The organism is Streptomyces sp. NPDC058375, assembly GCF_042723425.1.
Taxonomy (GTDB): Bacteria; Actinomycetota; Actinomycetes; order Streptomycetales; family Streptomycetaceae; genus Streptomyces; species Streptomyces durocortorensis.
Genome location: NZ_JBHXJG010000030.1, coordinates 1 through 24,281, shown reverse-complemented (window position 1 = coordinate 24,281; position 24,281 = coordinate 1). Strand labels below are relative to the sequence as shown.

Genomic DNA, 24,281 nt, shown 5'->3' with positions numbered 1-24,281 from the left:
GATGCGGTTCCAGCTCCTGGGGCCACTCGCCCTCGCGGACGGTCCCGACACCGTCGTCCTGCAGCCCTCCAAGCCCGCGAATCTGCTCGCCGCGCTGCTCCTGCACGCCAACTCCACGGTCTCCGTCGAGTATTTGCAGCGCGCGGTGTGGGGCGAGGAGCAGCCCGCCACCGCCCGTGCCGCCCTCCAGACCTGCGTCCTGCGGCTCCGCCGGCTGTTCGCCAAGCACGGGGTCACCGGCACCTCCATCGAAGCGGTGCCCGGCGGCTACCGGATCACCGCCGCACCGCCCACCCTGGACCTCCTCGGCTTCCGCGACCGGGTGCGGCGGGCCGCCGGCCTGGACCGGGATCCGGAGGCGGAGCTCTGCGCGCTCAGGGAGGCCCTGTCGCTCTGGCAGGGCTCGGTGCTCGCCAACGTACGGTCCGTCGTCCTGCACCGCGACGAGGTGCCCCGGCTCGCGGAGGAACGGCTGCGCGCGGTCGAGCGGGTCTGCGACCTGCTGCTGGGGCTCGGGCGCTGCGGCGAGGCGCTCGTCGACCTGTGGACCGCTACGCGCGTCCACCCGGGGCACGAACGCTTCCACGAGCAGCTCATCGAGGCCCTCTACCGCAGCGGACGACAGTCGCAGGCCCTCGCCGAGTACCGCAGGGTCAAGGGCTTCCTGCTGGAGGAGCTGGGCGTGGACCCCTCGCCGTCGTTGCGCCGGCTCGAACTGTCCATCCTGCGCGGCGAGGACCTGGGCGCGTCAGGCTCGGCCGCCCCCCGGGTCATCCGGGGCGAGGCGGTTTCCCTTCCGGCGGTCGGCCCGGAGGCAGCTCGCTCCGTGGGGGCGGGCGTTACGCCGGTTACGGGCCCGGTTCCGGTCTCGGGCGCGGCGGCTGTGGAGGCCCCGGGCGTGGTGTCTGTCGGGGCCTCGGGCAGTGTGTCCGTTGCGGCTCCGGGTGTCGCCGGGGGCGTCGCCCCGCCCGCAGCTCCCGTCCCCTCGGCCCCCGGCGACGGGCCCGTTCCCGCAGACCCTGCCGACCCCGGCGTCGGGCCCGTCCCCGCCGTGCCGCACTTCACCGGGCGCGCCGCCGAGGCCGCCGCCCTGGCCGCCCGGCTCACCGCGCCCCCGCCCCCCGGCTCCGAGGACCCCCGGCCCCTCACCGTCCTGGTCTCCGGAGCCCCCGGCATCGGCAAGTCGGCGCTCGCCCAGCACGTCGCCCGGATGGTCCGGGACGCCTTCCCCGGCGGGCAGTTGCTCGTCCGGATGACCCGCGCGGACGGCGAACCCCGCACGGCCGGGGAGATCGCCGCCGAAGTGGCCGCCGCGCTCGGGGCGTCGGCCACAGGGCGTGCGCTGCTGATCCTCGACGACGTGGTCGACGCCGACCAGGTGCGCCCCCTGCTCACGCCGCAGGGGGAAGCCGGGGACGGGCCGGCCCTCGCCGTCGTGGTCACCAGCCGGATGGGGCTCGGCGGCCTCATCGCGACCCACGGCGGCTGGGTGCAGCGCCTGACCGCCTTCACCGAGGCCGAGTCGTACGCCCTGCTGCTGGCCGCCCTGGGGGCCGACCGGGTGGAGGCCGAACCCGGCGCGGCACGCCGACTCAGCGCCGTGTGCGGTCACTTCCCCGCCGCCCTGCGCATTCTCACCGCCCGGCTGCTCACCCGGCCGGGGCTGCGGCTCGCCGACGCCGTCGACTGGCTCGGCGAGGACCCGCTCGCCCGGCTCACCCTGACCAACTCCCCGGACCATTCGGTGACCGGCCTCTTCGACCGGGCGCTCGGCCGGCTCGACCCACGGCTGTCGGAGGCGTTCGCCCGCCTTGCCCAGGGCCCGCCGGAGCTGCTCGCCGACCGGGGCCCCGAGGACGAAGGACCCGTACCCGAAGCCGTACGGGAGCAACTCGCCGACGCCGGACTGCTGGAGGACGGCCCGCCGGGCCCGTACCGCATCCACGACCTGCTCCGCGCCCACGTACGAAGAACCGCCCGGATCCGCGACCGCCGCACAGAGAAGGTGTGATCCCCATGGCCGAGAGCGCCGCACGCACCGCACCCGCCGCACGTACCGCCCCCACCGTGCCCGCCACGCCCCCCGACTCCCCCTCTTCGCCCGCGGCGCCGACGTTCGACGCGCTCGCCGCGACCCGGCCGCGTATCCGGCGCGACGTGCTGTTCACCGAGACCCCCGGCGGGGTGCTGTTCCACAACGCCGACGGCGGGTTCCACCTCACCGGCCGCACCGCCTACCGCTTCGCCTCCCTCGTCGTCCCGCACCTCACCGGGCAGCACCGACTGGCCGAACTGTGCGCCGGGTTCGGGCCCCCGCAGCGGGCGATGGCCGCCGAACTGGTCAAGACGCTGTACGCGCGCGGCTTCGCCCGCGACATCCCCGAGGCCGGGACCGCCGGGGACGTCCCGGACCCGGAGACCGCCGAGCGGTTCGCCGCGCAGATCGCGTACGTCGACCACTACACCGACGACGCCCCCGCCCGCTTCGCCCGCTACCGGGCCACCCGGGTCGCCGTCCTCGGCGACGACGAGACGGCTCGATGGTGCGCGCTGAGCCTGGTGCGCAACGGGTGCGCGAACGTCGGGACCGGCGCGACCGCGCAGGACGCAGCGGCTTCGGGCGGCGGCGTCGCGGCCGAGGCCGCCGCCAACGGGGCGCGCATCGACACGGTCACCGCCGGGACCGCCGGGACCGCCGGGACGGACGCGGGCTGGGCCGACCTGGACGGCTACGACGTCGTCGTGGTCACCGGTGCGGGCGCCGGGGCGCGTACGCACCGGCTGCTGGCCGCCGGGGTGCCCGAGGGCGTGACCCTCATCCCCGCCTGGCTGTTCGGCCGCCGCCTGATCGTCGGCCCGCTCGCCACCGCCGGCTCCACCGGCTGCTGGTCCTGCGCCCTGCTGCGCCTCGGCGGCAACGTCGACCCCGGCACGGCGGCCGAGCTGTGGAGCGAGGCGGCCGGAGCCGTACCGTCCGACGGGGCCGCCCTGTCCGGGCCGGTCGCCGCGATGGTCGGCAACCTCGTCGGCTACGAGGTCTTCCGCCTGACCACCGGCGCGCTGCCCGCCGAGACGGCCGGCCAGGTCCTCGTCCAGGACCTGGAATCGCTGGACGTCATGGCTGAACCGGTCCACCCCCACCCCCGCTGTGCGCGCTGCGCCGCGCTCCCGGCGGAAGGAGCCGCCGAGTCCGCCGCCCTGCCGGACAGCCTCGCGCTGCCCGTCACCGCGACTGTGGAGACCGCCCGGGACGCGGAGGAGCTGGTCGAGGAGCTGAACCGGATCAGCACGGCGCTGGTCCGCCCGCACACCGGGATCTTCCGCCGGTACGACGACGAGGAGCTGACCCAGACCCCGTTGAAGCTCAGCCGGGTCGAGGTGGCGCTCGGGGGCGGGGTGCGCCGCCGGATCGCCGCGTTCGACGTGCACCACCTGGCCGGGGCGCGGACCCGGGCGCTGTACGCGGCGGCCGAGGCGTACGTGGAGCACGTGGTCCCCCTGGCGGGCGTAGAGGAGGGCAGTGGTGCGCAGGCCCTGCGGACGCTGGGGCCCGACGCCCTGACGACCGGCGGCGGCACCGGGGCCACCCCCGCCGCCTGGGCGGTCGCCACCTCCCTGTTCGGCAAGGATCCGGTACGTGTCCCGGCCGCCGCACTGCGCCCGTTCGGGCCGCACAACCGCGACCGGGTTCACCTGGCGACCACCGCCGGGTCCGGGGCGGGCGGCAGCGCGGAGGAGGCGGCGGGCCGGGGGCTGCTGTCCGCGCTCGCCCACGATGCCCTGCTCCGCGCGGTACGGGGGACCGGCCGGGTGAGCCCGTTGGCGGTGGGCGGTGACGACCCGGAGCTGGTGTTCCTGCTGAAGTCCGCCGCCAACCTGGACATCTCCGTGGGCCTCCTCGACCTGGGCGAGGCGGACCGCACCTCCGCGCACGTGGTGCTGGCCCGGGAGGCGAACAGGCCTGCCGGTGAGGCGCGTTGGGCGGTCGGAGCCGGTCTTTCCCGGCGTACGGCGGCCTCGTCCGCCCTGCGGGATCTGCTCGGTCAGGTGCAGCTCGCCGCCGAGGACCCGGAGGCGGCGGTCGACCCCGGCGACCCGCTGGTGACCGACCTGGCCCCCGGGGCGATCGCGGTGAGCGGCGGGTCCGTCGCGGCGGACGCGGCACAGACCACGTTCGACGCGGTGCTGGAGGCGCTGCGGTCCGCCGGGCGCGACGCCCTGTACGTGCCGACGACCCCGGCGGACCTGCGCACCGGCTCCATCGCCACGGCCCGGGTGCTGCTCACGGTGGACGGCGAGGGCGGCACCGATGCCCGTTGAGACGCCGCGGGACGCGCCGGAAGCGCCGGAAGCGCCGGACGAGCCGTGTGGACCGGCCGGGCTGGACGACTCGCGTGGACCGGACGCCCAGGCCCCACGGGACGCCCAGGCCCCACAGGCCGCCCAACCCCCACGGGAAACTCCGGTGCTGGAGGAGTCCACCCGGCTGCTCGCCGCCCTGTTGCGGCACGGGCTCGCCCGGCACGGCGAGGCGGCGGTCGCCGTACCCCTGGACGTCCAGCCCCTCGGGGTGCGCGACGCGTTCGCGGGCGGCGGGCCGACAGGCCCGGCCGGTGCCGTGCCGGTGCGCTACTACGGGCGGCACGCCGTCGTCGGCCCCCTCCCGGCACCGGACGGGGCGGCCCGACGCCCCTGCGCCCACTGCCTGGAGCGCCGCTGGCAGGGCGTGCGGTCCGTCGCCCTGCGCGAGGCGCTGGAGCTCGGATCGAGGACCCGGGCGGCGGGCCCGTCCCCCTACCTCACCCCGTTCGCGGCCGAGGCCCTCGCCGGGGTCATCGCCGCCCGGCTGCACGGCGGCGGACCGGCCACCGGGGCCTTCCCCGCCGTCCACCTCGTCGACCTCCAGACCCTGGCCGTCCGCCACTACCCGCTCGTCCCCGACCCGGAGTGCCCCGCCTGCGGGCGGCCCGAGCCCGACACCGACGAGGCCTGCGCGATCACCCTGAAGCCCGCGCCCAAGCTGCGGCCCGGCGGCTTCCGCGTCCGGGACCTGGCGGACTACGAGCTGCCCGTCGAGCCGTACGCCAACCCCGTCTGCGGGTCGCTGGGCCCCTCCGTCGTCCAGGACGTCTCCTCCACGTCCACCTCCGCCACCGTCGGCTGCTTCTCCATGCGCTCGGGACCGTATCTGCGCGAGACGTTCTGGGGCGGGCACGCCGACACCTTCGCCGAGAGCGTGCGCATCGGGGTGCTGGAGGGTTTGGAGAGGTACGCGGGCATGCGGTCCCGCGCCAAACGCGCCCAGGTGCGAGCCAGTTGGGACGCCCTGCGCGCCGAGGGCCGGGCCGCCGTGGACCCGCGCGTCTGCGGCCTCTACTCCGACGCCTTCCACCGGGACAACCCCCGGGTCCGACCCTTCACCCCGGACCGGGAGATCCCCTGGGTGCGCGGCTGGTCGCTGCGCGACGGACACGCCGTCCTGGTCCCCGAAGTGCTCACGTACTACCACGCGCCGGGCCTGGAGAACCGGTTCGTGCAGGAGAGCTCCAACGGCTGTGCTTCCGGCGGTGCGCTGGAGGAGGCCGCCTACTTCGGGCTGATGGAGGTCGTGGAGCGGGACGCGTTCCTGCTCTCCTGGTACGGGCGGGCCGCGCTGCCCGAGATCGACCCGCGCACCAGCCGCCGCCCCGCCACCCGGAGAATGGTGGACCGGCTGGAGATGTACGGCTACGAGGCGCGCTTCTTCGACACCCGGATCACCTTCCCGATCCCCGTCGTCACCGGCGTCGCCGTCCGCCCCGACGGCGGGCCCGGCCGGATGTGCTTCGGCGCGGGGGCCGGGCTCGACCCGGAGGCGGCGCTCGCCGGGGCGCTCTGCGAGATCGCCACCGACGCCGTCAACCTTCAGGGCCGCACGGAGCGGGACGAGGAGCGGCTGCGGGCCATGGCAGGCGACTTCGCGAAGGTCGAGGCGCTGCACGACCACCCGCTGGTGTACGGGATCCCGGAGATGGGCGACCATGCGGACTTCCTGCTCGGCGCGCCCGGTTCCGTACGCCGGCCGGCGCGCCCCTTCAGTGAGTTGTACGGGTCCGGGCCCGACGCCCGGCCGGTCCTTCCCGTCTCCGACGACCTGCGCGAGGACCTGCTCCGTTGCGTGGACGCCGTGGCCGCCGCCGGGTTCGACGTGGTCGTCGTCGACCAGACCATGCCGGAACAGCGCGACCTCGGGCTGAGAACGGTGAGCGTGCTCGTGCCCGGGCTGCTGCCGATCGACTTCGGCTGGACCCGCCAGCGCGCCCTGCGCATGCCCCGGCTGCGCACCGCCCTGCGCGAGGCGGGCCTGCGGGCGGCGGACCTCACCGACGCCGACCTCAACCCGGCCCCGCACCCGTTCCCTTGAGCGCCCCCGTTCCCATGAGCGCCCCCGTTCCCATGAGCGCACCCGTTCCCACGAGCGCGCCCACCCCGTGCCCCCTCCCCGGCTCCCCGGAAGCCCACCCCCTCTCCGGCTCCCCGGGAGCCCACCTCCTCTTGCCGTGACCAAGGAGCTCGCCATGGGATACGCCCATGAATACGCCGCCGCGATCATGCATCGCGGCCGCGTCCCGATGGACCCCGCGGACTACGTACCGAACTGGCAGGACGGCCCGCGCAAGGCCAAGTACCACCCGGGCGCGGACGGCTTCCCGCTGCCGGACGCCCCCTACCCGGCCGGGGCGACCCTCGACCGGGGCCTGTTCCCCGAAGGCGGTCCGGTGCAGGGGGAGTTCGACCTCACCTCGCTCTCCGGCATGCTCCGCGACTCGTACGGTCTGACCGGCCGCCGCCTCGGCGTCCAGGCCAACACGGACCTGAACGCGCTGCCCTTCTACCCGCTGGCCAACTGGTCGCGCGGCTCCGCCTCCGGCGGCGGGCTCTACCCGGTAGGCATCCACTGGGTGTCCGGGCCGAGCGCCCCCGTACCGCCGGGGGTGCACTACTACTCCACCCGGCACCACACCATGCAACGGCTGCTCACGGGCGATGTCTCCGGCCGGGTGCGCGACGCGCTGGGCGAGGGCGCGCCGGGGCCGGAGACCGATCAGTACCTGGTGCTCTCCATCAAGTTCTGGCAGAACTCCTTCAAGTACAACAGCTTCTCCTTCCACGCCGTCTCCATGGACCTCGGAGCCTGCGTCCAGACCTGGCGGATGTGGGCGGCCGCCCGGGGACTGGCCGTCGAGCCGGCCCTCTGGTTCGACGAGGAGCGCCTGGCCGCCCTCCTCGGCGTGGACCCGGCGCAGGAGGGCATCTTCGCCGTCGTACCGATCAAGTGGACGCGTAAGCAGCCGAGTTCGCTCCCCAGTGGCCCCACCGCGTCCGTCTCCGTCCGGCGTGCGGACGTCGAGCGCTCCCGTACCGTCCTCACCTTCGACGCGCTGCTCCGCATGCAGGCGGCCACCTCCGCCGACGCCACCGCCCGCCCCGCCCCGGATGCCCTGAGGCCCGCCGCCGCGCACCCCGTCGACGAACGGCTGCCCCAGGTCGCGCTGCCGCCCGCCCGGCCGCTGGACGCCGACGTGCGCACCGCGCTGCGCACGCGCCGCAGCAGCTTCGGCCGCTTCGACGCCCAGAAGCCGGTCACCGCGGACCAGTTGGCCGCCTGCCTGGCCGCCGCCTCGGCCGGATCGCGCCTCGGCGGCGACACCGGTGACGTCCGGCTGGCGCGGCTGTACGCGTTCGTGAACCACGTCGAGGGCGTCGAGCCCGGTTCGTACGTCTACGACCCCGGGCGGCGGAACCTGCGGCGGGTGAAGGAGGGGCGGCCGGGGGAGTTCCTCCAGCGGAACTACTTCCTCTCGAACTACAACCTGGAGCAGGCCGGGTCCGTCCTCGTGCCGACCGTCCGCACCACCGCCGTCCTCGACGCGGTCGGGGACCGGGGATACCGGCTGGTCAACGCCACCATCGGGGCCGTCGCCCAGTCCGTCTACACCGCAGCGGCGGCCGTGGACCTGGGCTGCGGCGTCGCGCTCGGCTTCGACAACATCTCCTACATCGAGGAGCTGGGTCTCGAAGGGACGGGCGAGGCACCCCTGCTGATCATGATGATCGGCAATGAGCGCCCCGCCCCCGCCGACTTCCGCTACGAGATCGTCTGACGGGGGCCGACGATGACCGACTCCGCGAACTCCGCGAACTCCGTAAAATGCGCTAACTCCCCTGCGCCCCGGCCCGCGTTCATGCTGCGCGTCGCCGGGCTTCCAGTCGACGAGGTCCGGGCCCTGCGCTGCCCCGACAGCCGCCGCTGGGTCGACGACGTCCTCGACACCACCGAGCAACTGGCGCTGCTGGCCGAAAAGGCGGCGGACCAGCTGCACGGGCTGATCGGCGGCAGCGACGACGAACCGCTGCGCCGCGCCCTGCTGAAACTGCGCCGGGACGTCTTCAACAACCGGCTGCCGGACCCCGTCGCCGCCGAGGACACCCTCGCCCGGGTCCGCTCCCTCGACCCGGCCGCCGCCCGGGCGCTGGCCGACTGGCTGTCCGGCCGGCGCGCCCTCGCCGGGAAGCGGGACGCGGGGGCCGGTCTGCTGGCGGAGGAGACCGGCCGCAGCCGCGCCGAGCTGGCCCGGATCGCCGGCCACGAGCGCCTGCGCAAGGGGCTGTTGCTCGCATCCCCGACCCTGGACGCCCAGCTCGACGCCTACCGGGAGAAGGCGTCCCGCCCGGGGGCGCGGCCGGACCGCAAGCAGCGCAAGATCGAACGCTCGCTGCTCTCCTACGTCTACCGGACCGCCTGCAAGACCAGCCCCTTCTCCACCTTCACCGGCGTCGCCCCCGGCGTCTTCGGCGGCTCGGACGGACTGCGCGTGCGGGCCGGGGAGGAGTGGCGGACACAGGCCCGGCTCAACGTCGTGGCGCTCGGCCGGCTCGCCGACGCGGTGATCGCCGACCCGGTCCGCCGCGCCGATCTGCCGCTCGCTCTCGCCTCCGGCTGGGGGCGTGACGACGACCGGGTCCGCTACGTCCGGCGCTGGGTGACGGCAGGGGACGACGACACCGCCGTCACCTTCGACGCGGTGAAGGACCGGCTGTTCTTCCTGCGCCGCAGCGGCACCCTGGAACGGCTGCTCGGCCTGTTCGAGGAGCGCGGCACCCTCCGCTACGGCGAGCTGGCGGCCTGGATGGAGGAGGACCGGGGCGCGGCGCGCGAGGAGTGCGAGCAGTACCTCGGGGCGCTCCTGGACGTCGGCATGGTCCAGGTGCCGTGCCTGCGGACCGAGGTCCACGACACCGACCCGCTCCGCGCCTTCCAGGGCGCGCTGCGCGGCCTGGAACGACCCTGGGCCGCCCGGCTCGCGGACCGCCTGGAGGAGCCCGCCGCCCACGCCGCCCGCTTCGCCGACGCGGCCCCGGACGAGCGGCGCGCCCTGCTGGAGGCCGTACGGGCCGGGCTGCGGGCGGTCCAGGAGGAGGAGCTGGGGGCGGCGGCCGGGCGCGCGAAGGTCCCGCAGACGCTGCTGTACGAGGACGCGGCGGCGGGCCCGCAGACGGAGCTGGACCCCGACGCGTGGCGCGAGCTGGCCGCCGGGCCGCTGGCTGCCGTGGAGCGGGTGCTGCCCGCCTTCGACCTCACCCTCCCGCAGCGGATCACCTTCCAGGGCTTCTTCCTGGCGCGCTACGGACACGGCGGCCGCTGCGACGACCTGCTGAAGCTGGTCCACGACTTCCACGAGGACTTCTTCGACCAGTACATGACGTTCACCGCCTCCCGCACCCCGTACGACGCCGACGGGACCTACGTCCCCGAGGTCAACTGGCTGGGCCTGGACCGGCTCCGCGCCCTCGACACCGCGCGCCGCACCTTCACCGCCCGGATGGCCGCCCTGTGGGAGGCGGCGGAGCCGGATGCGGCCGAAGTGCGGCTCGACGACGCCTTCCTGGACGCGGTCGCCGGTGAACTGGACGTACCGGCGCAGGATTTCGCGCCGATGAGCCACCACGTGCAGATCGCCGACCGGCCCGGCGACCCGCTCGTCGTCCTGAACCGGTCCTACGGCGGGGTGTCGTTCCCGTTCAGCCGGTTCACCCAGCTCTTCGACGGCCTCGGCGAACGGCTCCTCGCGGAGAGCGACACGCTGGTGCCGGAGGGTGCGCTCCTCGCCGAGGTCACCGGCGGCCCGGTCACCAGCAACCTCAACCTGCACGGCCGGCTGACCCCGTACGAGATCGTCTGCCCGGGTGAACGCGGCACGCTGGAGCCGGAGTTCAGGATTGATCTGGACGACCTCTACCTCGTGCACGATCCCGGGGCCGACCGGCTCGCCCTGCGCTCGGTCCGCCTGGACCGCGAGGTGGTCCCCGTCTACCTCGGCTACCTCGTCCCCCTCGCCCTGCCCGAGCTGCCCCGCACTCTGCTCCTCCTCTCCCCGACGTCGATGGCCCCGCTGAACGTGTGGGCGGGCGTCCCCGAGGGCGAGGCGCGGGGCGGGGTCACCGGGCGGCCCCGGGTGCGGCACGGCTCGCTCGTCCTGAGCCGGCGCAGCTGGAGCGCCCCGGCCACCGTCCTGCCGCTGCACCGCCCCGGCGCACCGGAGGACGGCTGGTTCCTGGACTGGCACGCCTTCCGGCGTACCCACGGCCTGCCCGACCGGGTCTTCGCGACCGTGTCGGACACCGGGGCCCGGGGCGCGACCGGGGCCAAACCGCAGTACCTCGACTTCGACAGTCCGCTGTCCCTGTCCGCCTTCGAGGCGCTGATCAAGACCCCCGGGGCCCGTGTGGTGTTCCGGGAGATGCTGCCGGACGAGGACGCGCTGCCCACCGTCTCCGGCCACCGCCGCCATGTCGCCGAACTGGCCGTGGAGACGGCCGCACCCGTCCGCAGGAGGACCCCATGACCCCGCTCGTGACCAGGCCGACGACCGCCTCCGGCTCCTGGCAGGCCACCCATGTCTTCTACGCCGCCAACCCCCGCCCCTTCCTCCTGAACTGCGTCCGCCCGCTGGTCGCGGAGTTGGAGGCGGACGGGCTGATCGCCGGGTACTTCTTCATCAACTACTGGCTGGAGGGCCCCCACGTACGGCTGCGTCTGAAGCCGTCAACGCCCGCCGCCGAGCCGGAAGTGGCCCGCCGCACCGAACAGGCCGTGGACGCGTTCCTGGCGGAGCGGCCCGCGCTGTACGAGGTCGACTCCGGGTTCCTCAACGACTTCTACAACACGCTCTTCGAGATCGAGTTCCCCGGCAGCGAGCGCGGCCACTACACCGACGAGCAGGGCCGGATGAACCTGCGCCCCAACAACTCCCGCCACCGGGAGCGTTACGAGCCGGAGTTCGGGAAGTACGGCGGGCCCGCCGGGATCGAGCTGGCCGAGTGGCACTTCCGGCACTCCAGCGACCTGGTGATCGACGCGCTGGCCACCAAGAACCTCCACCTGCGCACCGTACTGCTGGGCACGGCAGCCCAGTTGATGATGGTGATGTCCTCGACCTTCCTGCCGGACCGGGCGGAGCTGACCGGATACCTGGACGACTACTACGCGTTCTGGCACCGCGCCTTCCCCGGCACCGGCTTCATCGGCACCGGCGAGTACGACCGCAACTACGCCCGCACGGCGGACGGGCTGCGGGACCGGTTCGCCCGCGTCCGGGCCGCCACGGCCCCGCCCGGGAGCGCCCGCTCGCTGCCCGGATCCCTGGCGGGCTGGGCCGAGCACTGCGCCGAACTCCGCGACCGGGCGCGGAAACTGGCCGTGGACGGGGACCTGGTCTTCCGGTCCTGGGACGGCGAGCGGGACGAGCGGGTCACCGATCCCGCCGTGGCGCTGCCGCTGCTGCTGTCCCCGTACCTGCATATGACCAACAACCGGCTGCACGTCACCATCCGCGACGAGGCCTACCTCAGCCACGTCCTGGGCCGGGTGCTCAAGGAGTCCGCGCAGGGGACTGCCTCGGAGTCCGCAGCGGAGTCCGGGGCGGGGCCCGCGTGAGCGCCGCCCCCGGGTCGCTCGCCGCCCACCGCCCCGCGCTGCGGCCCCGCGTCCTGCTCAGCGACCCGCTGCTGGACGGGGCCGCGACCGTCCACCTGATCAAGGACCCCGAGACCGGCAACTCCTTCAAGGTCGGGGCCAAGGAGCACTTCCTCATCGCCCGCATGGACGGGGAGCGGAGCCTGGCGGAGATCGGCGAGGAGTACGCGGGGGAGTACGGGCGACGGCTCGGGGATGCCCACTGGCAGCAGATCCTCACGATGCTCGGGACGAAGGGGCTGCTGGCCGGGACGCCCGCACGGAAAGCCCCTGCGGTCGCGGCCGAGCCCCGGACCCTCCTGCGCGGCTCCCTCCCCCTGGTGGCCGACGCCGACGCCACCACCGCCCGCCTCCACCGGCTCTTCGGCTTTCTGCTGACGCCCTGGGCGATGGTTCCGCTGCTGGTGCTGATCGTCGCGATGGAGGCGGTCATCGCCGTCCGTGCGCGTGAACTTCTCCTCGCTGTACGCGAATTGATCGGCAACCCCGTCCTGCTGACCGGTACGGCGATCCTGCTCTGGCTGAGCACCGCCCTCCACGAACTCGCCCACGGCGTGGTGGCCCGGCACCACGGCGGGCAGGTCGCGGAGATCGGGCTCCGGTGGCGGCTGCCCGTCGTCATCATGTACTGCACGGTGGACGACTACCTCTACCTCGGCCGGCGTCGGCACCGCATCGCCACGGCGGTCGCGGGCGCGGTGATGAACCTCCTCTTCCTGCTCCCCTTCTGTGCTCTCTGGCTGTTCGCCCCGCTGGACGACGCGACGCACGAGGCGCTCGCCGCGCTGCTGCTCCTCGGCAGCGTGCAGGCGTTCGCGATGCTCGTGCCGCTGCCACCGCTCGACGGGTACAGGATCGCGAGCCAGCTCGCCGGGGCCACCGGTCTCGCGGCCTCCGCCGGCAGCTATCTGCGGTTCGCGCTTCGCCGCTCCCCGGAGGCGGCCGCATATCCGCGCCGCGCCCGAATCGCCTACCCCGCCTACGTGTTGGGCACGGCGCTCGTTCTCGCCGCTCTGGTCGCGGCGGTCGTCGCGGGCGCCCATCATCTGCTGACGGCCTGATGTTCCATCCCAAGGAGAGTTCCATGACGTCCACCGCCCCCCGCACCCCGCACGACCCCCCCTCGGGACCGCCCGCCGGGCCCGCCGTCGCCCTGGCCGACGTCCACAAGACGTACGGCGACACCCGGGCCGTCGACGGGGTCTCGCTGACCGTCGCGCGCGGGGAGTTCTTCGGGCTGCTCGGGCCCAACGGGGCGGGCAAGACCACGCTCGTCGAGATCATGGAGGGCCAGCGGCGGGCCGACTCCGGCACGGTGGCGGTCCTCGGGGAGAGCCCCTGGCCGCGCAACACCGCCCTGCTGCCCCGGCTCGGCGTGCAGACCCAGGCGTCCGCGTTCTTCGTCCGGCTGACCGCCCGCGAACACCTGGCCACCATGGCGGCCCTCTACCGGTGCGACGCGGCCGCCGCGACACGCGCGCTCGCCTCCGTCGGCCTCACCGAGCAGGGCGACACCCGGGTCGACGACCTCTCCGGCGGCCAGCGGCAGCGGCTCGCCATCGCCTCCGCCCTGGTCCACGACCCCGAACTGATCTTCCTGGACGAGCCGACCGCCGCCCTCGACCCGCAGGCCCGCCGCTCGCTCTGGCAGGTCCTGCGCGACCTCAAGGGACAGGGCCGCACCATCGTCTACACCACGCACCACCTGGACGAGGCCGAGGCGCTCTGCGACCGGGTCGCCATCATGGTCGCGGGCAAGGTCGCCGCCCTCGACAGCCCCGGCCGGCTGATCGCCGCCTCCAGCCCCACCACCCGGCTGCTGGTCCCGGCCGACCGCCTCACCCCCGAACAGGCCCGCGCCATCCCGGACGTGGACCGGGTCACCGAGGAGGGCGGCTCGCTCGTGCTGGAGACCCTCGCGGCGGGCCGGGTCCTGGCCGCCGTCGACGCGATCGCGGGGCTCCAGGGCGTACAGACCAGGACGGTGAGCCTGGAGGACGTGTACCTGGACCTGACCGGCACGGGAGCCGCACAGCCGTGACCCCGGCCGCCGCGCAGCCCTAACCCGGACGATCCGCGACCGCCCCGCCCAGCCGTAGCCCCCAGCTGTAGCCCCCACGCACACCCGTGCAGTGATCCAGCGATACGGAGACACCCCCATGACCGCCTACACCGCGCTGAGCCAGGCCGGATACCGGGCCTACACCCGTGACCGCACCACCCTCTTCTTCACCTTCGCCTTCCCGCTGATCTTCCTGGTGGTCTTCGGCCTGATCTTCCACGGCCAGACGGTCGAGGAGAGCGGCAAGCCCTACATCAACTACATCGCGCCCGGCGTGCTCTCCTGGGGCGTCGGCAACGCCGCCGTCTTCGGCGTCGGGTTCGTCCTCATGCAGTGGCGGCGCGACGACATCCTCCGGCTGATCCGGATGACGCCCACGCCCGTCTCCACCGTCCTCGCCTCCCGTTACGTCCTGGCGCTCGGCATCGGAGCCGTACAGGCGGTCCTCTTCGTCGCCGTTGCCCTGCTCCCCTCCTTCGGGCTCCAGTTGGACGAACGCTGGCCGCTCGCCCTGCCGGTGCTGGTGCTCGGCATCACCGCGTTCCTCGCGCTGGGCGTCATCGTCGGCAGCTACGCGAAGACCCCCGAGGCGGTCGCCGCCGTCGCCAACTGCCTGATGATTCCGATGGCGTTCCTGTCCGGCTCGTTCTTCCCGCTGGACGCCATGCCCGGCTGGATGCAGACCCTCTCCCGGGTCCTGCCCCTGCGCTACCTCAACGACGGGGTCTCCGGCGCGCTGACCGGCGGCGGCACCCTGACGGACATCGGCGTCGCCTGCGCCGTACTCGCCGGATTCGCCCTCGTCCTCGGCGCGGTGGCGCTGAAGACCTTCCGCTGGAGCGACAAGTCATGACGACGGCCACCGCCTCGACCCCGCTGGACGCGGCGCGCGCCCGGCTCCAGTCCGCGTTGTCGGCCCGCCACGCGGTTGCGCCCGGCGGCAGCGGCCTGCCCGTGCCGTACGTGGTTCCGCTCGGGGCCGCCGACGTCCTCGGCTTCGGCCACCCGGACCGGTACGCCGACACCCGGCCCGCCGCCGACGTCCAGCTGACCTCCCGGGCCGTCCTCATCGGCCCCTGGGGCGGCGGGCCCGACGCCACCGCCTGCGGCCAGTGCCTTGCGATGCGCTGGCAGCGGCTGCGCAGCCGGTCGGAACGGGAGGCACTGGAGCTGGGGCACGAGCCGCGGGGGGCCGTGCACTGGCCGGTGCTCACGGAGTACGCGGTGGACGCGGTCTGGGCCACGTACAGCGCGGTGATGACCGGCGCGGGCGCCCTGCCCGGTCCGGTCCCCGCCACCCCGGACGCCGCGCCCGCCGACGCTGCCGCCACCCTGCCCGGTGCGGCCGTGAACGCCGCCACCCCGCCCGCCGGAGCCGATACCGCCGCGACCCCCGCCGACCGGGCACTGCCCCAGGTCACCCGGGTCGACCTGGTCACCCTCGCCACGGCCACCTTCCCGCTGCTGCCCGAACCGCTGTGCCCCGCCTGCGTCCACGAAGTCCCGGACACGGCGGAGGCCGCCCGTATGACACTGGCCCCCACCCCCAAACCGGACCCCGACACCTACCGCCTCCGCACCCTGGGCTCCTACCCGCTGCCGACCGCCGCCCTCGCCAACCCGGTCTGCGGCACGCTCGGTTCCGACATCTGGATCAACCCCACCTCCACCACCACCGCCCCGGTCGCCGGAACCCACTTCGTACGCGGTTACGCCGGTCTCAACGACGTCACCTGGAGCGGCCAGGCCAACCGCTACGCCACCAGCCGCACCCTCGCCCACCTGGAGGGCCTGGAGCGGTACGCGGGCACCCACCGCCGACGCGGCACGACCCCGGTCGTCGACAGCTACCGCAACCTCTCCGGCCAGGGCCAGGCCGCCCTGAACCCCGCCGACTGCGGCTTCTACGCCCCCGAGACGTACGCCGCCGACCCCCTGGTCAGCCCCTTCGACCCGGACCGGGCGATCCCCTGGGTCTGGGGTCACTCCCTGCGCGACGACGCCCCGGTCCTGATCCCGGCCCGGCTCGCCCACTACAGCGCGGGCGTCGACGCGGACAACTTCGTCTTCGAATGCTCCAACGGCTGTGCCACCGGCGCCAGTCCGGAGGAGGCGATCCTCTTCGGGCTGCTCGAACTCGTCGAGCGGGACGCCTTCCTCCTCGCCTGGTACGGCCGCGCCCGCCTCACCGCGCTCGACCTCACCACCGCGACCACCCCCGCCGTCCGCTCGATGCTCGACCGGGCGGCCCTGCACGGTTACGACGTGCACGCCTTCGATACGCGGATGGATCTGGCGGTCCCCGTCGTCACCGCCCTCGCGGTGCGCCGGGACGGCGGCCCCGGCACTCTGTCCTTCAGCGCGGCGGCCGGCTTCGACCCGGCGGACACGGTGGAGGCGGCCCTGTCCGAAGTCCTCACCTACATCCCGCACCTGCCCTACCAGGTCGCCGAGCGACGGGCCGAACTGGAGGAAATGGAGCGGGACTTCACCAAGGTCCTGCACCTCAAGGACCACGCCCAGCTCTACGGCCTGCCGTCCATGGCCCGGCACGCCGCCGAGTACCTGGAGCCGGTCGCGGTCCTCCCGCCGGCGGAGGCGTTCGCCGACTGGCAGCCGCTGCGCCCCCGCACCGGAGACCTGCTGGACGATCTGCGGCTGCTGCGGGACCGGTTGGCGGGGGCGGGGTACGACGTCCTCGCCGTCGACCAGACGACGCCGGAGCAGCGCCGGATGGGCCTGCACACCGTCTCCACCATCGCCCCCGGACTGCTGCCGCTGGACTTCGGCTGGAGCAGACAGCGGGCCCTGCGCATGCCCCGGCTGCGGACCGCGCTGCGGGCGGCCGGCCGGCGGGCCGACGACCTGCCGGAGGCGGAGATCAAGGCCGTCCCGCACCCGTTCCCGTGACCGGCCCGCGGGGCACGTACGACAGCCCCCTCCGACCGACGGAGGGGGCAGGCGCACGAGCGGGCCGAGCAGCGGACTCAGGCGCTGCAGGAGGTGGTGCTGGTGGTGCTGGAGCAGGTCGACGTCGAGGAACACGACGTGGAACCGGCGAGGACGACCTCGGAGGCGTCGGAGTAGTCCGAGATCTCGAAGGTCTCCGACTCCAGCTCCAGGATCTCGTCGGCGAGGGTGGCGAGTTCGGTCTTGGGGGTCATGGCGGTCTCCCTGGTCTCGTGGGGGTTCGGCCGGCTGTTCCGGTCCGGTGCCCGGGTGCTGGACCCATTGCAGGCGTGGCCGCTGTCAGATCGGCCGCGTTTTCGCTGTCACATCGCTGGCACCCGGTGGCAGGGCGGCGGAGCGGCACGTGACAGCCGTACGGAGCAGGCTCGTTCAGCAGAGATGAGGTGCGCGGTGGTCACAGCGGCGAGGACGACGACGGAGAACCCGGACGACGACGAGCGACGCGGAGCCGGCGACGGGCACACGGACGACGACGGCCACACGACCGACAACAGGCACGTGACCGGCAACAGGCACGCGACCGGCAACAGGCACGCGACCGGCGACGGGCCCGGGGCGGCCGACCGGCCGGCCGACGGAGGGGCTCCGGCAGGCAGGGCCCCCGGGCAGGTGTCACCGCCGGGCTCCCTGCCCCGGCCCCTGCCCCGCCCCCTGCTCCGCACCGCCGTCGAGCTCTACCTCGACCTGCACGCCCACCCCGAACTCTCCGGCCACGAGCACCGCACCGCCGACCGCCTCGCCGCCCGGCTCACCGAGTCGGGCTGTACGGTCTCCCGTTCCGTGGGCGGCGGCCACGGACTCGTCGGGGTCCTGCGCAACGGGCCGGGCCCCACGGTGCTGCTGCGCACCGAACTGGACGCGCTGCCCGTCACCGAGGCCACCGGACTCCCGTACGCCAGCACCGTGCCCGGAACCATGCACGCCTGCGGCCACGACCTGCACATCGCGGCGGTCGCCGGGGCGGTGGCACTCCTCGCCGCCACCCGGGACACCTGGCGGGGCACGGTCCTCGTCGTCGGCCAGCCCGAGGAGGAGACGCTGAGCGGGGCCCGGTCCCTGCTGGAGGAGGGCCGACTGTACGAGCGGTTCGGCGTCCCCGACGCGGTGCTGGCCCAGCACGCCGCCCCGCTCCCCGCCGGTACCCTCGCCCATGCGCCGGCCGGCGGGCCGCCCCTGATGGCGGGGAGCGTCGCCGTCGAGGCGGTCCTGCACGGCCGGGGCGGTCACGCGGCCACCCCGCACCTCAACCTCGACCCGGTCCTGATGGCCGCCGCCACCGTCCTGCGCCTGCGCACCGTGGTGGCCGAGGCGACCGCGCCCGCCGAGCAGGCCGTGCTCACCGTGGGCTCGGTGCGGGCGGGCGAGCGCGGCAACATCACCCCGGACCACGCCGAACTCTCCCTCACCATCAGGGCGTTCACCGAAGAGGCGCTCGACCGGCTGGCCGCCGCCGCCGAACGCGTCGTCCGGGCCGAGGCCGCCGCGTCCGGATCCCCGCGCGCGCCCGACTTCACCGTTACCGCCCGCTCGCCCGCCCTGCGCCCCGACCCGGCGCTGACCGCCCGGGTGCGCCGGGCCCACGAGGCGCTGCTCGGGCCCGCCCGGGTGCTGGACCTCGCCGGGTCGGCGGCCACGGAGGACTTCCCGCACTTCGCGGCGGGCGGGGTTCCGGCCGCGTACTGGATGCTCGGGACCACCGGGGCGGGGCCCTGGCGGGCGGCCCGCGCCGGAGGCGAACCCGTACCGCCCAACCACGCCCCCGGCTTCGCCCCCGACGTCAGGGCCGCCCTGCCCGTCGGCATCACGGCCCTGGCGGCGGCGGCCCGGCAGGTGCTGGGACCGGGGCCCGCCGGGGACCGGGAGGCGGCATCATGACGGCGGGCCGGACCGGCGGGACCGGGGTGGCCGACGTGATCGTCGTACGCCGCGACCGGGCGGCCCCGACCGGGTGGACCACCGTCGTACGGCTGCTGGGGCTGCTTCCCGCGCACTGGGCCTGCCACACCGATGTGGCCCAGGACCGGGTGGCTCTGCGGATCGAGCTGGCCGGGGCGACGGATGCGTCGACGGTACGGCGGGCGGTGTCCTGCGTCCTGGCGGACACCGCCCTGCGCGGCTGGACGGAGGAACGGTAGGAGAAGGGCTCGCAGCAGCCCCCGTGCTCCCCCCAGGAGGTCAGATCCAGCCGCGTTCGCGGGCCAGCAGAGCGGCCTGCGCCCGGCTGGCCGCGCCGAGCGTCTGCATCAGGTCGGCGACATGCCGCCGGTAGGTCCGCACCGACACCCCCAGCTCCCGCGCGCCCGCCTCGTCCTTGCCCACCGTGCACATCGACACGAGCACCCGCCGCTCGATACCGGAGGGGCGGGGGACGGCCGCGTCCTCACCGCTCGGCGCGCCGTCGACCGCCCGGGACAGATCGTCGGCCTGGTCCCAGATCCGCTCGAACAGGGAGATGATGTTGGAGACCAGGCCGCTGCGATGGGCCAGGAGCGCGCCCCGCGAGGTGTCGCGCGGGTCCAGCGGGACGAGCGCCGCCCGGCGGTCGTAGACGAGGAGCCGCTCCGTGGTGTCCGGCGTCACCCGGATCGCCGCCCCGTGCTCGGCCAGCTCGCGCAGATAGGCGGCGGTCGGCGGATCCTGGAGCGCCACGCTGGAGACGACGTTGCGGATCCGCACCCCGCGCCGCAGACAGCGCAGGTCCAGCGGACGGGAGCGGGCGATGTTCTCCGCCGACAGCCGGGTGTACGGCTCCACGGAGAGGATCTCCTCCCGGGCGAAGAACGCGAGGTCGTCGATCCGGTTACGGATCTGGGCCAGCCCCTCCAGCTGCTCGATGCCCTGCGGAGGGGGCGTCCGGGCCCCCTGCTCCGCGCGTAGACCGTCAATGACGTGCCGCGACCGGGTGACGCGCTGCAACTCCTGGTGGAGCGCGTGGAGCCGGATGTCCACCAGCCGGGTGAGGGCCACCTCGGGGTCCACCGGGAAGATCCGCCGCTCCGCGTCCTCGGCGCGCAGCAGCCCCAGCTCCTGGAGCCGGGCGATCCGGCCGCGGGCCTCCCCGGACCGGGAGTGCAGCAGGAGGTGGAGGTCGTCGGCGCGGGTGCCGGGGTTGCGCAGGAAGTGCCGGTAGATCTCTTCCTCGGCCTCCGGGATCCCGAAGACAGACATCTCGTTCTCGCCCACGTACGCCCCCGATGCCTGATGCCGCGGGGCCGTGCACCGAGGGGGATCGCCCCGCGCCGCCCGCCCCGGCCGCTACTCGCTCCGCCCGTGCTCGGTACTGCCTGTGTGACGCTCTCGGAACACCCTGGTGTGCAAGGGTCGGGCAAAGACTAGACGCTGTGCTCACTCCTGTGAGGATCCCCGGCACAACTGTGTGCGATACAGAGATGAACGGTGCGCGACCGTCGACGAGCGGCGGGCCCGGCACGACGGGCGGCCGGGGCCCCTCGGCGTGGGCGGCCAGGGCCTCCCGGCCGGTTGCGGGCGCGGCTGTCACCCCCGGGTCGTAACCTGGAACCCCCGGCGCGTCCCACGTGTCGGGCCCTTCGCGTTGCCCGGGCAGCAGCCGGCTGCCGGCAGCGTCCTGAGCCACCGCTGATCTGATCCCGGACGGAAACTTCATGAGCCTGCACGGTCTGCTGGATGTCGTCGTTACGGACCCGGCGCTCGCCGAGGCGGTGAAGGCCGCCGGAGACGGGCACCGGGCCCATGTCGACCTGGTGGGCCCGCCCGGTGCGCGCCCGTTCGCCGTGGCCGCGCTGGCCCGGCAGACCGGCCGGACCGTGCTGGCCGTCACCGCGACGGGCCGGGAGGCCGAGGACCTGGCCGCGGCCCTGCGCACGCTGCTGCCGCCGGACACGATCGCGGAGTACCCGTCCTGGGAGACCCTGCCGCACGAACGGCTCTCGCCCCGCTCGGACACCGTGGGCCGCCGCCTCGCCGTGCTGCGCCGCCTGGCGCATCCCCGCGAGGACGACCCGGAGACGGGCCCGGTCTCCGTCGTCGTCGCGCCGATCCGCTCCGTGCTCCAGCCGCAGGTCAAGGGGCTCGGCGAGCTGGAGCCCGTGGCGCTGGCCGGCGGTCAGAGCGCGGACCTGGGGGAGGTGGTGGACGCGCTGGCGGCCGCCGCGTACTCCCGGGTGGAACTGGTCGAGAAGCGCGGCGAGTTCGCCGTACGAGGCGGCATCCTGGACGTCTTCCCGCCGACCGAGGAGCACCCCCTCCGGGTGGAGTTCTGGGGCGACGAGGTCGAGGAGATCCGCTACTTCAAGATCGCCGACCAGCGGTCCCTGGAGGTCGCCGCGCACGGGCTGTGGGCCCCGCCCTGCCGCGAGCTGCTGCTGACCGACGAGGTGCGGGAGCGGGCGGCGGCCCTCGCCGAGGCCCACCCTGAGCTGGGCGAACTGCTCGGCAAGATCGCGGAGGGCATCGCGGTCGAGGGCATGGAGTCCCTGGCCCCGGTGCTGGTCGACGACATGGAGCTGCTGCTCGACGTCCTGCCGAAGGACGCGATGGCGATCGTCTGCGACCCGGAGCGGGTCCGCACCCGGGCCGCCGACCTGGTCGCCACGAGTCAGGAGTTCCTCCAGGCGTCGTGGGCGGCGAGCGCGGGCGGCGGCGAGGCCCCGATCGACGTGGGCGCGGCCTCGCTGTGGGGCATCGCGGACGTCCGGGACCGGGCCCGTGAGCTGAACATGATGTGGTGGTCGATCTCCCCGTTCGCGGCCGACGCCGCAGACCACGACGACGACACCCTCCAGCTCTCGATGCACGCCCCGGAGGCGTACCGGGGCGACACCGCCCGCGCGCTCGCCGACACCAAGGGCTGGCTGGCCGACGGCTGGCGCACGGTGTACGTCACGGAGGGCCAGGGCCTCGCCTCCCGTACGGTCGAGGTGCTGGGCGGCGAGGGCATCGCGGCCCGCCTCGACGCGGACCTGACGGAGCTCACCCCGTCCCTGGTGCACGTGTCCTGCGGGGCCATCGAGCAGGGCTTCGTCGACCCGGCGCTGAAGCTGGCGGTGCTCACCGAGACCGACCTGACCGGCCAGCGCACGGCCACCAAGGACCTCGGCCGGATGCCGGCCCGCCGCAGGAAGACGATCGACCCGCTGACCCTGGAGGTCGGCGACTACATCGTCCACGAACAGCACGGCGTCGGCCGGTACGTGGAGATGGTGCAGCGCACGGTCCAGGGCGCGACCCGCGAGTATCTGCTCGTCGAGTACGCCCCCGCCAAGCGCGGCCAGCCGGGCGACCGCCTCTACATCCCGACCGACCAGCTGGAGCAGGTCACCAAGTACGTCGGCGGCGAGGCCCCGACGCTGCACCGGCTCGGCGGCGCGGACTGGACGAAGACGAAGCAGCGGGCGAAGAAGGCGGTCAAGGAGATCGCCGCCGACCTGATCAAGCTGTACAGCGCGCGCATGGCGGCCCCGGGCCACGCCTTCGGCTCGGACACCCCGTGGCAGCGGGAGCTGGAGGACGCGTTCCCGTACGCGGAGACGCCCGACCAGCTGTCCACGATCGCCGAGGTCAAGGAGGACATGGAGAAGACGGTCCCGATGGACCGACTGATCTGCGGCGACGTCGGTTACGGCAAGACGGAGATCGCGGTCCGGGCGGCGTTCAAGGCGGTGCAGGACGGCAAGCAGGTGGCGGTCCTGGTCCCCACGACGCTCCTCGTGCAGCAGCACTACGGCACGTTCACCGAGCGCTACGCACAATTCCCGGTCAACGTCCGAGCGTTGAGCCGCTTCCAATCGGAAACAGAAGCCAAGGCAACGCTCGAAGGCCTGAAGGACGGCTCGGTCGACCTGGTCATCGGCACGCACCGGCTGTTCTCCTCCGAGACGAAGTTCAAGGACCTCGGCCTGGTCATCGTGGACGAGGAGCAGCGGTTCGGCGTCGAGCACAAGGAGCAGTTGAAGAAGCTCCGCGCCAACGTGGACGTGCTCACCATGTCCGCGACCCCCATCCCCCGTACGCTCGAAATGGCGGTGACGGGCATCCGCGAGATGTCCACGATCACCACCCCGCCGGAGGAGCGCCACCCGGTGCTCACCTTCGTCGGCCCGTACGAGGAGAAGCAGATCGGCGCGGCGGTCCGGCGTGAACTCCTGCGTGAGGGCCAGGTCTTCTACATCCACAACCGGGTCGAGTCCATCGACCGGGCGGCCGCGCGCCTGCGCGAGATCATCCCGGAGGCGCGGATCGCGACGGCCCACGGCCAGATGTCGGAGGCGGCCCTGGAGCAGGTGGTGGTGGACTTCTGGGAGAAGAAGTTCGACGTCCTGGTCTCCACGACGATCGTCGAGTCCGGCATCGACATCTCCAACGCCAACACCCTGATCGTGGAGCGCGGCGACAACTTCGGCCTCTCCCAACTGCACCAGCTGCGCGGCCGGGTGGGCCGAGGCCGCGACCGGGGCTACGCCTACTTCCTCTACCCGCCCGAGAAGCCCCTGACGGAGACGGCCCACGAACGCCTGGCGACGATCGCCCAGCACACGGAGATGGGCGCGGGCATGTACGTGGCGATGAAGGACCTGGAGATCCGCGGCGCGGGCAATTTGCTCGGGGGCGAGCAGTCCGGTCACATCGCGGGCGTCGGCTTCGACCTGTACGTCCGTATGGTCGGCGAGGCGGTGGCCGACTACCGGGCTCAGATGGAGGGCGGCGAGCAGGAGGAGCCCCCGCTGGAGGTCAAGATCGAGCTCCCGGTCGACGCGCACGTCCCACACGACTACGCCCCCGGCGAGCGCCTGCGCCTCCAGGCGTACCGCGCGATCGCCTCGGCCAACTCGGAGGACGACATCCGAGCGGTCCGCGAGGAACTGACCGACCGCTACGGCCCGTTGCCCGAACCGGTGGAGAACCTCCTCCTGGTCGCCGGCCTGCGCATGCTGGCCCGCGCCTGCGGAGTGGGCGAGATCGTCCTCCAGGGCTCCAACATCCGCTTCGCCCCGGTGGAGTTGCGCGAGTCCCAGGAGCTGCGCCTGAAGCGCCTGCACCCCAAGACGGTCATCAAGCCGGCCGCCCACCAGATCCTGGTCCCGCGCCCGACGACGGGCAAGATCGGCGGCAAGCCGGTCATCGGCCGCGAACTGCTGGCGTGGACGGGCGAGTTCCTGACGACGATCCTGGGGTCGTAGCTCCCGGGAGCTTTGGGAACGACCGGACCCCGGGGAGCCTGTGCTCCCCGGGGCTCGCGAACGATCGGGCCCCGCC

At 74.1% G+C, this 24,281-nt stretch carries 15 protein-coding genes; 13 read left to right on the top strand and 2 right to left on the bottom strand.

Going from position 1 to position 24,281, the window contains the following annotated elements; all coding sequences use genetic code 11:
• Position 1 precedes the first annotated feature (1 nt).
• The 10 genes from ACFWM7_RS07840 (at position 2) to ACFWM7_RS07795 (ending at position 16,988) form a co-directional block, all read left to right on the top strand.
• Entirely contained in the window at positions 2 to 2,011 is a 2,010-nt protein-coding gene (locus ACFWM7_RS07840; RefSeq protein WP_383256400.1) for a BTAD domain-containing putative transcriptional regulator, read from the top strand.
• 5 nt (positions 2,012 to 2,016) lie between these two features.
• A complete protein-coding gene (locus tag ACFWM7_RS07835; RefSeq protein ID WP_383256367.1) occupies positions 2,017 to 4,320 on the top strand; it encodes a TOMM precursor leader peptide-binding protein in 2,304 nt (767 codons plus the stop codon).
• Entirely contained in the window at positions 4,310 to 6,403 is a 2,094-nt protein-coding gene (locus ACFWM7_RS07830) for a TOMM precursor leader peptide-binding protein (RefSeq protein WP_383256365.1), read from the top strand. Before ACFWM7_RS07835 ends, ACFWM7_RS07830 begins: the two co-directional genes overlap by 11 nt.
• 154 nt (positions 6,404 to 6,557) lie before the next feature.
• Positions 6,558 to 8,144, top strand: a complete 1,587-nt coding sequence (locus tag ACFWM7_RS07825) for a nitroreductase family protein (RefSeq protein WP_383256363.1) — start codon at positions 6,558 to 6,560, stop codon at positions 8,142 to 8,144.
• Between the two features lie 12 nt (positions 8,145 to 8,156).
• Entirely contained in the window at positions 8,157 to 10,886 is a 2,730-nt protein-coding gene (locus tag ACFWM7_RS07820; protein ID WP_383256361.1) for a lantibiotic dehydratase, read from the top strand.
• Positions 10,883 to 11,977, top strand: a complete 1,095-nt coding sequence (locus tag ACFWM7_RS07815; protein WP_383256359.1) for a lantibiotic dehydratase C-terminal domain-containing protein — start codon at positions 10,883 to 10,885, stop codon at positions 11,975 to 11,977. Before ACFWM7_RS07820 ends, ACFWM7_RS07815 begins: the two co-directional genes overlap by 4 nt.
• Entirely contained in the window at positions 11,974 to 13,077 is a 1,104-nt protein-coding gene (locus ACFWM7_RS07810; protein WP_383256356.1) for a peptidase M50, read from the top strand. The genes ACFWM7_RS07815 and ACFWM7_RS07810 overlap by 4 nt, the downstream gene beginning before the upstream one ends.
• 23 nt (positions 13,078 to 13,100) lie before the next feature.
• Positions 13,101 to 14,057 carry an ABC transporter ATP-binding protein gene (locus ACFWM7_RS07805; protein ID WP_383256354.1) on the top strand — a complete coding sequence of 319 codons (957 nt, stop codon included), beginning with the start codon at positions 13,101 to 13,103 and terminating at the stop codon, positions 14,055 to 14,057.
• A 118-nt stretch (positions 14,058 to 14,175) separates the two neighbouring features.
• Positions 14,176 to 14,931 carry an ABC transporter permease gene (locus ACFWM7_RS07800; protein ID WP_383256352.1) on the top strand — a complete coding sequence of 252 codons (756 nt, stop codon included), beginning with the start codon at positions 14,176 to 14,178 and terminating at the stop codon, positions 14,929 to 14,931.
• Positions 14,928 to 16,988 (top strand): TOMM precursor leader peptide-binding protein, encoded by a 2,061-nt coding sequence (locus tag ACFWM7_RS07795; protein ID WP_383256350.1) that lies wholly within the window; start codon positions 14,928 to 14,930, stop codon positions 16,986 to 16,988. The genes ACFWM7_RS07800 and ACFWM7_RS07795 overlap by 4 nt, the downstream gene beginning before the upstream one ends.
• 77 nt (positions 16,989 to 17,065) lie before the next feature.
• On the opposite strand, the gene ACFWM7_RS07790 is transcribed toward ACFWM7_RS07795, so the two are convergent.
• A complete protein-coding gene (locus ACFWM7_RS07790; protein ID WP_010059803.1) occupies positions 17,066 to 17,242 on the bottom strand; it encodes a thiazolylpeptide-type bacteriocin in 177 nt (58 codons plus the stop codon).
• A gap of 415 nt (positions 17,243 to 17,657) precedes the next feature.
• On the opposite strand from ACFWM7_RS07790, the gene ACFWM7_RS07785 reads away from it, so the two are divergent.
• A complete protein-coding gene (locus tag ACFWM7_RS07785; protein ID WP_383256398.1) occupies positions 17,658 to 18,923 on the top strand; it encodes an amidohydrolase in 1,266 nt (421 codons plus the stop codon).
• Positions 18,920 to 19,183 carry a hypothetical protein gene (locus ACFWM7_RS07780; protein ID WP_383256348.1) on the top strand — a complete coding sequence of 88 codons (264 nt, stop codon included), beginning with the start codon at positions 18,920 to 18,922 and terminating at the stop codon, positions 19,181 to 19,183. The genes ACFWM7_RS07785 and ACFWM7_RS07780 overlap by 4 nt, the downstream gene beginning before the upstream one ends.
• A gap of 40 nt (positions 19,184 to 19,223) precedes the next feature.
• Here the strand turns inward: ACFWM7_RS07780 and ACFWM7_RS07775 are convergent, their stop codons facing one another.
• Positions 19,224 to 20,231: a helix-turn-helix transcriptional regulator gene (locus ACFWM7_RS07775; RefSeq protein ID WP_383256347.1), complete on the bottom strand. Its 1,008-nt coding sequence runs from the start codon at positions 20,229 to 20,231 to the stop codon at positions 19,224 to 19,226.
• A 440-nt stretch (positions 20,232 to 20,671) separates the two neighbouring features.
• On the opposite strand from ACFWM7_RS07775, the gene mfd reads away from it, so the two are divergent.
• On the top strand, positions 20,672 to 24,205 hold the full coding sequence (gene mfd / locus ACFWM7_RS07770) for a transcription-repair coupling factor (RefSeq protein ID WP_383256345.1): 3,534 nt from the start codon (positions 20,672 to 20,674) through the stop codon (positions 24,203 to 24,205).
• The last annotated feature ends 76 nt before the right edge of the window (positions 24,206 to 24,281 follow it).

Excerpts from the sequence above, each read along its gene's own strand:
- ACFWM7_RS07840 (WP_383256400.1), top strand. The coding sequence starts at position 2 with ATGCGGTTCCAGCTCCTGGGGCCACTCGCCCTCGCGGACGGTCCCGAC.
- ACFWM7_RS07835 (WP_383256367.1), top strand. The coding sequence starts at position 2,017 with ATGGCCGAGAGCGCCGCACGCACCGCACCCGCCGCACGTACCGCCCCC.
- ACFWM7_RS07830 (WP_383256365.1), top strand. The coding sequence starts at position 4,310 with ATGCCCGTTGAGACGCCGCGGGACGCGCCGGAAGCGCCGGAAGCGCCG.
- ACFWM7_RS07825 (WP_383256363.1), top strand. The coding sequence starts at position 6,558 with ATGGGATACGCCCATGAATACGCCGCCGCGATCATGCATCGCGGCCGC.
- ACFWM7_RS07820 (WP_383256361.1), top strand. The coding sequence starts at position 8,157 with ATGACCGACTCCGCGAACTCCGCGAACTCCGTAAAATGCGCTAACTCC.
- ACFWM7_RS07815 (WP_383256359.1), top strand. The coding sequence starts at position 10,883 with ATGACCCCGCTCGTGACCAGGCCGACGACCGCCTCCGGCTCCTGGCAG.
- ACFWM7_RS07805 (WP_383256354.1), top strand. The coding sequence starts at position 13,101 with ATGACGTCCACCGCCCCCCGCACCCCGCACGACCCCCCCTCGGGACCG.
- ACFWM7_RS07800 (WP_383256352.1), top strand. The coding sequence starts at position 14,176 with ATGACCGCCTACACCGCGCTGAGCCAGGCCGGATACCGGGCCTACACC.
- ACFWM7_RS07795 (WP_383256350.1), top strand. The coding sequence starts at position 14,928 with ATGACGACGGCCACCGCCTCGACCCCGCTGGACGCGGCGCGCGCCCGG.
- ACFWM7_RS07790 (WP_010059803.1), bottom strand. The coding sequence starts at position 17,242 with ATGACCCCCAAGACCGAACTCGCCACCCTCGCCGACGAGATCCTGGAG.
- ACFWM7_RS07780 (WP_383256348.1), top strand. The coding sequence starts at position 18,920 with ATGACGGCGGGCCGGACCGGCGGGACCGGGGTGGCCGACGTGATCGTC.
- mfd (WP_383256345.1), top strand. The coding sequence starts at position 20,672 with ATGAGCCTGCACGGTCTGCTGGATGTCGTCGTTACGGACCCGGCGCTC.